Source organism: Xanthomonas arboricola pv. guizotiae (assembly GCF_002940205.1).
GTDB lineage: Bacteria > Pseudomonadota > Gammaproteobacteria > Xanthomonadales > Xanthomonadaceae > Xanthomonas > Xanthomonas arboricola_C.
Window position 1 is genome coordinate 1 of record NZ_MDSK01000067.1, and the last position, 8,839, is coordinate 8,839.

Annotated in this window: 10 protein-coding genes; 4 read left to right on the forward strand and 6 right to left on the reverse strand. The window is 59.4% G+C overall.

Features of this window, described 5'->3' with window-relative positions; translation table 11 throughout:
• Positions 1-188: 188 nt before the first annotated feature.
• Positions 189-407: a hypothetical protein gene (locus XarbCFBP7408_RS21340; RefSeq protein WP_104564630.1), complete on the forward strand. Its 219-nt coding sequence runs from the start codon at positions 189-191 to the stop codon at positions 405-407.
• Here XarbCFBP7408_RS21340 and mobF read toward each other — a convergent pair.
• Genes mobF through XarbCFBP7408_RS21355 form a run of 3 tightly spaced genes read right to left on the reverse strand, consistent with a single transcriptional unit; the run spans position 404 to position 5,160 of the window.
• Positions 404-3,274: a MobF family relaxase gene (mobF, locus tag XarbCFBP7408_RS21345; RefSeq protein ID WP_104564631.1), complete on the reverse strand. Its 2,871-nt coding sequence runs from the start codon at positions 3,272-3,274 to the stop codon at positions 404-406. The genes XarbCFBP7408_RS21340 and mobF overlap by 4 nt on opposite strands.
• The gene (locus XarbCFBP7408_RS21350) at positions 3,271-4,818 is read right to left on the reverse strand and encodes a type IV secretion system DNA-binding domain-containing protein (RefSeq protein ID WP_104564632.1); all 1,548 of its coding nucleotides are present in this window, start codon (positions 4,816-4,818) and stop codon (positions 3,271-3,273) included. The genes mobF and XarbCFBP7408_RS21350 overlap by 4 nt, the downstream gene beginning before the upstream one ends.
• A gap of 3 nt (positions 4,819-4,821) precedes the next feature.
• The gene (locus tag XarbCFBP7408_RS21355) at positions 4,822-5,160 is read right to left on the reverse strand and encodes a plasmid mobilization protein (protein ID WP_104564633.1); all 339 of its coding nucleotides are present in this window, start codon (positions 5,158-5,160) and stop codon (positions 4,822-4,824) included.
• A gap of 384 nt (positions 5,161-5,544) precedes the next feature.
• Between XarbCFBP7408_RS21355 and XarbCFBP7408_RS21360 the strand changes: the two genes are divergently transcribed.
• From XarbCFBP7408_RS21360 to XarbCFBP7408_RS21370, 3 genes are read left to right on the forward strand one after another with little or no spacing between them, the layout of a single operon-like run.
• Positions 5,545-5,991 (forward strand): hypothetical protein, encoded by a 447-nt coding sequence (locus XarbCFBP7408_RS21360; protein ID WP_104564634.1) that lies wholly within the window; start codon positions 5,545-5,547, stop codon positions 5,989-5,991.
• 9 nt (positions 5,992-6,000) lie between these two features.
• Positions 6,001-6,696, forward strand: coding sequence for a StbB family protein (stbB, locus tag XarbCFBP7408_RS21365; protein ID WP_104564635.1), 696 nt, complete (start codon positions 6,001-6,003; stop codon positions 6,694-6,696).
• A 47-nt stretch (positions 6,697-6,743) separates the two neighbouring features.
• Complete coding sequence (locus XarbCFBP7408_RS21370; RefSeq protein WP_104564636.1) at positions 6,744-7,091, forward strand: hypothetical protein; 348 nt, start codon at positions 6,744-6,746, stop codon at positions 7,089-7,091.
• A gap of 44 nt (positions 7,092-7,135) precedes the next feature.
• On the opposite strand, the gene XarbCFBP7408_RS21375 is transcribed toward XarbCFBP7408_RS21370, so the two are convergent.
• Genes XarbCFBP7408_RS21375 through XarbCFBP7408_RS21385 form a run of 3 tightly spaced genes read right to left on the reverse strand, consistent with a single transcriptional unit; the run spans position 7,136 to position 8,409 of the window.
• Positions 7,136-7,450 (reverse strand): hypothetical protein, encoded by a 315-nt coding sequence (locus XarbCFBP7408_RS21375; protein ID WP_104564637.1) that lies wholly within the window; start codon positions 7,448-7,450, stop codon positions 7,136-7,138.
• A 60-nt stretch (positions 7,451-7,510) separates the two neighbouring features.
• The gene (locus XarbCFBP7408_RS21380; RefSeq protein WP_181107095.1) at positions 7,511-7,945 is read right to left on the reverse strand and encodes an antirestriction protein; all 435 of its coding nucleotides are present in this window, start codon (positions 7,943-7,945) and stop codon (positions 7,511-7,513) included.
• 14 nt (positions 7,946-7,959) lie between these two features.
• The gene (locus tag XarbCFBP7408_RS21385) at positions 7,960-8,409 is read right to left on the reverse strand and encodes a hypothetical protein (RefSeq protein WP_146093816.1); all 450 of its coding nucleotides are present in this window, start codon (positions 8,407-8,409) and stop codon (positions 7,960-7,962) included.
• Between the last annotated feature and the right edge of the window lie 430 nt (positions 8,410-8,839).

Below are 8,839 nucleotides of genomic sequence, written 5' to 3' on the forward strand. Positions count from 1 at the left end.
CCGATGGAAGCGCCGTTTTATCTTGCAACTTCATGTTTTCACAAAAGAAATCGGATTCTGCGAGTCATTTTTACACGTATGTCGGCTAAACCCCGCGTAAGTCTGACCGGCTGTTTCGTGTCCGGGTCTCACCCCGCGCGCAGTCGCCACCCTGCGCACGACGTGGTGGCTCCCGCAAGGACTCCGCCATGTCTGTCGATGCCCATTCTGAACATATTGATGCGATCGATCGCATCCAGGATATCGCCCACCGCGCCGGCTCGCTCATCACGCTCCTAATCGCGTTTTACTGCCAGACCAAGCGAGACAGTGAGCTGTCCGATAGCGCCCTAGTCGGGGTCATGACCCAACTGCAGGACGATCTAGTGCGAATCGAGGCACTGGCGAAGGCCGCCGACTCCAGCTAACGGCCGACGCCTATTTGGTGGTCGCTTGGACCAGAATGCGTCTTCAGCGTCCGATCGACTGCGTGTCCAGCAAGCTTTTTTATTTCGAGCGCGGCCGTCTTGAGACTGTCACGACTAATGGCCTTTGCCAACTTGCCGGAGTCGTCGGTGTAGATGATCGCCTCGTTGCGTGCCCGCGAGACGCCGACGTAGTAGACATCCTTGGTGGTGGTGCGTGATTTCGTTTCGATATTGATCAATACCGTGCCGCAGGTTAGTCCCTGCGAGCTATGGACGGTCGAGGCATAGGCTAGACCGACGAACATCGGCGTCCTTGCGTCGAATGTGATCCGGCGGCCGTCCTGTCCCTCAAGCTCGATCTCCTGCTTGCCGACGCGGTGAACGACGAAACGATCACCGTTGGCAAGATCGAGGTCGGCATTGTTGCGGGTGACCTTCACTTGGTCGCCAACCGCCAATTCCGTCTTCTCCACGCTGTAAACACTGAGCTTGGGGCAACGCATCGGTGAGAACTGGATCTGCTGGCCAGCCTCGTCGCGCACCGTCAGGCGATTGCCCGGGCCAGTGTCGATCACCGTGTAGTATTCGCCGCGCTGCAGTCCATTGGCGTAGCTTCGCTCTGGCACGATCACGCTGCCTTCGCCGTAGTAGCGACTGTGCTGACGCTCGGCTTGGGTCGTGTCCAGGCGATTGAGTAACTTGTACTCCTCCCCCTGCCCTTTCATGCCTAGAGCCTCACGTACACCATCATTTAGCGCCTTACGGCTTTCATTGGTGCCCGTAATGATGAGGGTCTGATCGCGGTCGTGCTTGGGCAGCTCGGCGTAGTGCTTGACGATCCTGCTGTATCGCAGATCCGGTTCCTTCTCCGTCAGTATCTGGCGGATATTAGCCACGGATTTTGTTGACTGTCCCTCGGCGGCCAACTTGACGGCCTCCAAGAGTTGGGGATCTTGTTGTCGGCGGATCTCCACCAGGCGCGCAGTCTCCATGCCGGCTTTCTGCAGCTGGTCGAATGGTTTGCCAGCCTCGATTGCCTTGGTTTGGGCGATGTCGCCGAGAAAGACGGCACGGGCGCCATGCGCCTCGATCGTTCTCATGATTTCGAGCATCTGACGCGCTGGAATAACCCCCGCCTCGTCAACGAAGACCACGCTGTTTGCATCGATCTTCTTGTCCTTGGCGCGCAGGAATGCCTGCACCGTGCTGCTTTCCAGGCCTGCCTCTTCCAGGGCCTTTTTCTGCGACCCGTAGGGCGCCATAGCGATGACGTGAAAACCGTTGGCCTCGAGAAGGTCTCTGGCGGCCTTGGTCATGTGGGTCTTACCAGTGCCGGCATATCCCTGGACGCCTATGAAGCGATTTGCGCTTTCCGCGATGTGCTGTACGCCACGGCGCTGCTCCTCGTTCAAAGATTTACCGGCCAGGAAAGCCAGCGAAATTTCGGGCGAAATTCGGCTTTGCATCACGCCACGATTGCGTTGTTCCGTCTGCAGGATGTCCCGTTCTCGCTTCTGCGCGATGTGGGTCGTGAAGCGCGGCTCCTGCTTCTCAAGACGCCCGCTGCGCACCCCCATGTCGACCAACCGCATCGCCTCGGCTTTGGACTTTCCACTGGCTTGCAGCGTGGCGACCCACTCTTGGCGAGAGAGCGCCGGACGATCATTTGCGCTGCCCTTCTTCTTGTCGGCAGGATTCATGGAGACATAAACGGGCAGATCGCGAATGAGATGCCCGGACCGGGTAGCCCGATCAAGCGCGCCCCGAACATCTTTGGTCGTCAATCGCCCGAACCCGTGTGTCAAGGCGACCTCCACAAGCTGGGACTCTTTCACGATCGCATTGCGCTCTGTCAGCGATTTGATCGCGAACTGGACGGCCTTGTCCGCATGGTGCTCAAGTGGCTTTTCGATTTCCTTCGGTGGAAGCCGCTTGGCGCGATCGTCGACGCCATCCCGGCCGGCGCCCTCCCACTGCCGACTGTGAAAGTCGATGGCCAGGTCGCCGGCGCGCTTCTGCCATTCTTGCCGGACGGCCTCGCGGTCGACCTCGACCTTGCGCTGGCGGGTGGACAGCGCGGCCTGGTTCTTCTCGGCATGTGTGGCGGTTTCGCGGTTGAGGCCTTTGGCAGCCAAGGCCGCTTCGATCTGCTGGCTGCGGGCGCTGAACTCGCGGATCTGGTGTTCGGTGAAGTGCGCCAGGTCGAAGGTGCCGTTGCGATCGTAGCGAAGCGTGAAGCCGGCTTTTTCCAGCTCGCGGGCCAGCTCCGATTTGTAGACGTTGCCCAAGTGGCGCAGCGATTTGACGATGCCGTCGCTGGTGAGCGCGCGCCACTGGCCATCGGCCCGCTGGGTCAGATTCAACACGACGGCATGGGTGTGCAGGTCAGGATCGAGCGCACGGGAGGTTTCGTGGCGAAACTTCGCTACCACCAGTTTTCCCGTATGTTCGACGCTGGTTTTTTTGTTGTTCGTCGACCTGGCCATCGCCAAATGTTCGGCTTCGCGCACAGCCGCGGCGACGGCACGCTCATGTGCCTCGACGATACGACGGTCCCCGTGGACCAAAGCCTGCAGGGATACACCCTTTGGGGCGCTGAACGTCAAGTCGTAGGCCAGTCGCTCCTTGCGGGCGGCTTCGGCGGTCGGGGGAATACGACGCGTGCGAGTGTGCTCATCGATGCGACCATCCAGGAGCTCGCCGAACCGTTTGCGGTCGACTTCACCCTCCAGCCCGAGGGCGGCCGCTCCGTCGCCCTGCCATTGCATCGCCGTGCCGTCCTTTGCGTAGTAGTCATCAGCGCCGTCGGCATAGTAGGACACGACTTTGCCGACCGACTGGCGCGTGATGACGGTGATATCGATCATGAGAACACCCGGTCAGTGCGCAGGATCCCCGGCACGGGTTCGGCGCGTGTGTAGGTGACCGGCTCCGTCTTGTACTTGGCCACCGGCAGATTGCCTGGAAAGGCAAGAAAGCCCTCGAGGTTGGGCAAGGCCATGATTTCGGCGACCGATACGACCCGCTCGGTCTTGACCTCCTCATTCTCGCTGCGCGTGCCCATCTGCCCCCAGCGCCGGCTGGTGCCCTGCTTGCGTCGCATGACTTCGTGCTCTCCAAGTGCCTTGGATAGCCGGTCTGCGGTCTTTTCGCCCATGCGGCCGACAGCCATCGCCACGGTGGTGCGATGGTTGCTAAGCAGGGTCTCGGCCAGCTCGTCGCCATAGATCCGGACCAGCTGCGTATAGGACTGGTAGCCCGTGACGACGCTGAGGCCTTTCTTGCGCCCCTTCGTCAAGGCATCGCCGAGCGTGGGCAACCGATCGAGCGATTCCAGCTCGTCAAGGAACGTCCAGATGCGTCGGCTGTGATCCACCGGCATTCCCAGGACCGACGTAAAAATCGTATCTACCCAGCACGAGATCATGGGATGCAGCGCCTCGCGCATGTTCTCGTCCCAGGTGATGAACAGGTTGCCGCCATTGGGGTCGGCGAGCCAATCGCGCAGGGAGAACGGACCATCAGGCATTTTCAGATGAGGCGACAGCTTATTGGACAGGACGAACCGAACGCTGCTGGTCGCGCGCGTGTTGCCGGTGAACAGGGCTTGGGCAGCCGTTCCCTTGACGAAGGCCTCCAGTTCCTCAACGGGGCGCTGGTTGGTCCATCCGAACACGTCTCGCATGGTCGGCTGGCGGCTGGTGTTGAACAGCTTGCGGGCGACCTCGCGAAACAGCATGCGGCCATAGTCGTTCCATTCCTCCGACTCACTGCTGTCGGATGGCTGGATGATCGATTTGGCATAGCGCTCAAAGTCGTAGTCGTCCTGCATCTCGTTGAAGAAGTTCCACCCCTCGGTGCGACTGTCGTAGGGGTTGAGGATCTTGTCTTTGCCAAGCCGGTAGAACGCGGATAGGAACTCTCCGTCAGGGTCGGTCACGACCATACGGTCACCGCGCTGCAGAAGGCCGAACATCATTTCTTTGAAGATGGTCGACTTGCCGGTTCCCGTCGCCCCGCCGATCGAGAAATGGGTGTTCTCGGCATCAACAGGAACCGGAACGGCCGCGATTGTGATCTGCGGTAGCTTACGTTCGGTGGTTTCACGGGCCAGCTCTTTTGCGCTGGTCAGCTTGGTGCCGCGATAGAACTTGTCAAAGTGCGCCCCGGCAAAGACTGTTCGATTGAGTTTCACGATCAGCACGGCCACCACGACACCCAAGACGACCCCGACCAAAAGGGCACTCCATAGCGGCCACAACTCGAACGTGTTTTTGAACAAGTAGGCCAAGCGTTGCCGCACGTCCTGCGGAGTGAAGCCATAGACAGCTTTGGCAGTGATGAACCAGGCCGCGGCCGGGGTGAAAAGCAAGGCTGCAAATACGGCTTGGGCCTTCTGCTTGTCGTCCATCTCTTATCCTCGATTGACTGAATCGGAACTCCACACTTCCAACCCAAGGCGCTCCACCTCGGCCTGCGCCTGGCGCTGGGTGTCGGGTTTGACGGTGAGCCGCATCATCAGCAGCAGCTCGGCCAGAATGGCAAACTCTGCCCGGCTCATTCCGCTCGCACCTGTGCCGTCACCAGCGCCATGTTCGAGACGATCGGCAATCACCTGCAGTAGTTCACGGCTGTCATCAGCGCCCAAAAGCCGCGCTTTTAAGTAGTCGGTGACATTGACGCCGGCATTGCTGGCCCGCTGCTCTATCTCGATCTTCTCGCGTTCGCTGCATCGAAAGGTAATGGATGCCACTAATTCCGCCTTTGTTTTACGGTTGTCTTACATCTAAACCTAGCAAAATCATGGGAAAAATCAATGTTCGTAAGACGCGTGTCTTACGGTTTTTGCGTGGGAATTTGAAAAACCATAGGTTTTTCAATGGCTTAGCAGCGCGAAGCGTTGCGTATGGTGTATAGCCATCGGTTAAGGGGAAGACACCGGAAATGCTGATATCTGAGCGCGTTAAGGGACGCCAGGGACCACAAAAGCGTCCGAACGCTGCCTAGTACGCAAAGCGTGCTAGGCCAAAGGACACGAATCGGACAGAGTGCGGACGGTTATAGCCTGAGCGTGGTTGACAATGGGAACGATGTAGGACAAAGTTAGGACACTTTGCAAGGTCAACAACGGAGGGTGATGGATGTGGATGTCAATAAGCTGAAGCAGTCGATCACTGAACTCACTGGCGGCACAAAAGCGGCAAAGCTGCGCCGTGTGATGCCAGAGATCGAGGAGAAGCTAGACCAGGGCGTCCGACACGAGGAAATCGTCGCGGCGCTGCATGCGGGTGGGCTAGACGTCACGTTGGAAACCTTCCGCAAGACCCTCTACAGGTATCGCGCGCAACGGGCGGGCGGAACCAAGGAGACCCCTCCAAAGGCGGTCAGGGCCACCACGGCGGACGGCAATCCGCTGGCTCGGACGAATGCGCCCACGGAGGATTTAACGGCCGACGACGCGGCAGACGATGCCCCGACATCAACGAGCTTTGACGACGCGCTCGACCGTCGCAAGCGCGACCAGGTGGGGGAGTCATACCTGGCGCGCCAGAGGCCAATCATCGGCAAGAAACGCACTACCTAGGAGCGAATAATGAAGATTGCAGTGATCAATTTTTCTGGGAACACCGGCAAGTCCACAGTGTCGAAGCACCTGCTGTATCCGCGTCTCAAGGACGCCGAATACATCGCCGTGGAGTCAATCAACGCTGATGAAGGCGAAGGCGAGAGCGTGCGCGGCAAGCAATTCGGTGCCCTGCAGGAGCAGCTGCTGGTGATCGACTCGGCCGTCATCGATGTTGGCTCGTCCAACGTCGAGGATTTCGTCAAGCTCATGCGCCAGTACCGCGGGTCGCATGAAGATATGGACCTGTTTGTGATTCCGGCCGTGAAGGAAGCCAAGCAGATCAAGGACACGATCGCCACGATCCAGGCCCTGGCCGCGATGGGCGTGCCGGCGAAGAAGATCCGGGTGGTATTCAACAAGCTAGAGGCGGACGATACGGTCGAAGACGCCTTCTATCCCTTGATCGCGTTCCATCAGGACACGAAGTCCTTCACCCTGCGCCCTGCGGCGGCAATCCAGTATTCCGAGCTGTTCCAGCGCCTGCGCGCCTTGAACGTGACGATCGGTGAACTCGTCTCCGACACGACGGACTACAAGGCCCTCCTGCGCGAGGCCAAGACGCCGGAAGACAAGCAGGCGATCGCGGCCAAGATTTCGGCCAAGCGCCTGGCGGCGTCAGCTCAGGAAAATCTGGATAGCGTGTTCGCTGTTTTGACCAAATAGCCAAGGGGGCATCAATGGCCGGACCGACTACACATCGGGAAGCCCTCATGGCGGAGCTGCTGGGGGATGTCCAAGGCATCCTAGATCGGGTCGAGGCCCTGCAGGCCGCCATCCCCAAGACCGTCAAAGAGGCAAAGACAGAGCTGCAGGCGGCAGTCAAAGAGGGCAACGTGCACATCAACGAAGCGTGCGTACGGCTTTCCCGGGTCATTGATCAGCAGACCAAGGAGGCCGTCAAAGCCACACAAGCCGCCGCTGGTGAAGCTAGCTCGGCCGCACGGGAGCTACGATTGGCACGTGGACGATTGACCGCCCTGCTGACCGTGTTCGCCCTGGTGGGCGGAGGCGTTGGCGGAGCGGCGGTCTACCTGGCCATGCGGATGGCAGGCGGATAGCAAAAGGGGCGGCCTGGCCGCCCCTTTTTCGCTTTTGCGCAGGCTTACGTTACGAGTCCGAACCGTTCGGCTACGCTCGGCCCAGCTGGGGTAGAGGCTTCAGAGGCCATTGCGGTGACCATCTCGACACTCACGTCCTCGATCGCGTACCCCTCGGCCACGGCCCCCTCGTAGAGGCTGGCCAACGTCGGGAACTCTTCGAGACAGCAGCCGATCCATAACGCGTGATCTTCGCCCGCTGATGCTGGGAACCCTTGGGCGAAATAAGTGCGAAGCATGCGGTCATAACCGATGGTGCCCGCCGGGTCGGCGCGATGTTCATCGGCCAAGCTTCGGATGGTCGCGGTATATCTGCTCATTGTTGGATCCTCTTGAGGACACAGTGAAGGCAGGCAGTCCCCTGCCCTCCGCCAGAATTTTTACCCGATGTGTTCGATGACCTGGTAAAGCATGTGAGCTTCGTTGTGCATCGTCGCGAACGCGCCCAGATGATGGTAGCGCTCGATCATTCCATTTATGTCGGCCTGGTTGGCCAGATTCGTCGAATAATCGTTCAAGGCAAACATCGTCGCGACGATGCCCGCCGCGTCGGCGGACAACACGGCGAAAACGTCGCTCTTAGGAACTTTGAGGCATAGCGGCACACCCCATGACGGGGCCATGTAAAAACCACCGTTCGACAACGAATAGAAGTGCCACTGGCAACCGCGAACAGCTGGAGAGAGAAAATCCAGCCACTTGTAAACCCTCCGTTCGCGGCTATGCCTGATTGAAAGATCTTTGCCGAAATGTGCTTCTAGAAATGAAGTGCGATCGATATCGGCAACACGCGTAGCAGCAATCTGCGGGGGCATCGTTTTCACCCCCATTACGAAAAACTCAGCGGCCGGCCTTGGGCCAGAGCGATCAGGTCGTCACGCGTCATCCATTCCGCCTTGGCCGGACCGGATATGGCTGTCATCGGCTCCGGCCCTACCGCCGGCTCTTTAGAACCGACTTCTTGCCAGAAGCCCGGAAAATCATCATCCGGCTCATCGGGCTCGTTAACCCACTCCGGGTAGCTCGGGCCGCCCTCTAGCTCATAGGGATAGGGCGGGCGGTCGTCGTCGCCCTCAAACTCGTCGTCTTCCTCGTTGCTGTCCCGATAACCGCAGTGAGCGCAAGACTCACGCCAGTACACATTGACCGCACCACCCTCAACAGCCTCCCAGTCACTCCGGTGCGCAGTGCGCTGGCACTTCGGGCACTCGATTTCGTAACCATCTTCATCCAACTCCATCCCACCCGGCTCGACGCAACCTCCGTAAACAATCGTCATGGTCATCTCCTGCAAGTTTTGAGGAAGATCCCGACACGGTTGCCGCCGTAGCTCGGGATATCGGAAATAAATTGGATAAAAATACCCTTCCGATAGGACAATAGTAGGACGAATTAGAAGGAATGTCAATAGATGTCAATACTTGTTGTATTGCATTCAGCTTCAGCTCCCTCCCCTCCCCGGCCCTCGACAAGGCAAACGGGGTGTAGGGGCAGCGCCCCTACGGATAACGCTCCACACGCGCTGGCAGTGCGTCGGCGCCATAGCCAGTGATGATCCTTGGTGTCACCGCATCACCGCGTCGGCCATCCACTGATAACCGCGTTTCGGCTTTTCGGTGGACGCCGCCAGGCGGCCGCCGTGAGGCTCACGCGGCCGTCCACGCCTGATCCACAGCCAGCGCGCAGCGCTGCCCGTCGCCGTCGGGGAT

Bases quoted from the DNA above. Each gene is read 5' to 3' on its own strand.
- XarbCFBP7408_RS21340 (WP_104564630.1), top strand. From the start codon at position 189: ATGTCTGTCGATGCCCATTCTGAACATATTGATGCGATCGATCGCATC.
- mobF (WP_104564631.1), bottom strand. From the start codon at position 3,274: ATGATCGATATCACCGTCATCACGCGCCAGTCGGTCGGCAAAGTCGTG.
- XarbCFBP7408_RS21350 (WP_104564632.1), bottom strand. From the start codon at position 4,818: ATGGACGACAAGCAGAAGGCCCAAGCCGTATTTGCAGCCTTGCTTTTC.
- XarbCFBP7408_RS21360 (WP_104564634.1), top strand. From the start codon at position 5,545: ATGGATGTGGATGTCAATAAGCTGAAGCAGTCGATCACTGAACTCACT.
- stbB (WP_104564635.1), top strand. From the start codon at position 6,001: ATGAAGATTGCAGTGATCAATTTTTCTGGGAACACCGGCAAGTCCACA.
- XarbCFBP7408_RS21370 (WP_104564636.1), top strand. From the start codon at position 6,744: ATGGCGGAGCTGCTGGGGGATGTCCAAGGCATCCTAGATCGGGTCGAG.
- XarbCFBP7408_RS21375 (WP_104564637.1), bottom strand. From the start codon at position 7,450: ATGAGCAGATATACCGCGACCATCCGAAGCTTGGCCGATGAACATCGC.
- XarbCFBP7408_RS21380 (WP_181107095.1), bottom strand. From the start codon at position 7,945: ATGCCCCCGCAGATTGCTGCTACGCGTGTTGCCGATATCGATCGCACT.
- XarbCFBP7408_RS21385 (WP_146093816.1), bottom strand. From the start codon at position 8,409: ATGACGATTGTTTACGGAGGTTGCGTCGAGCCGGGTGGGATGGAGTTG.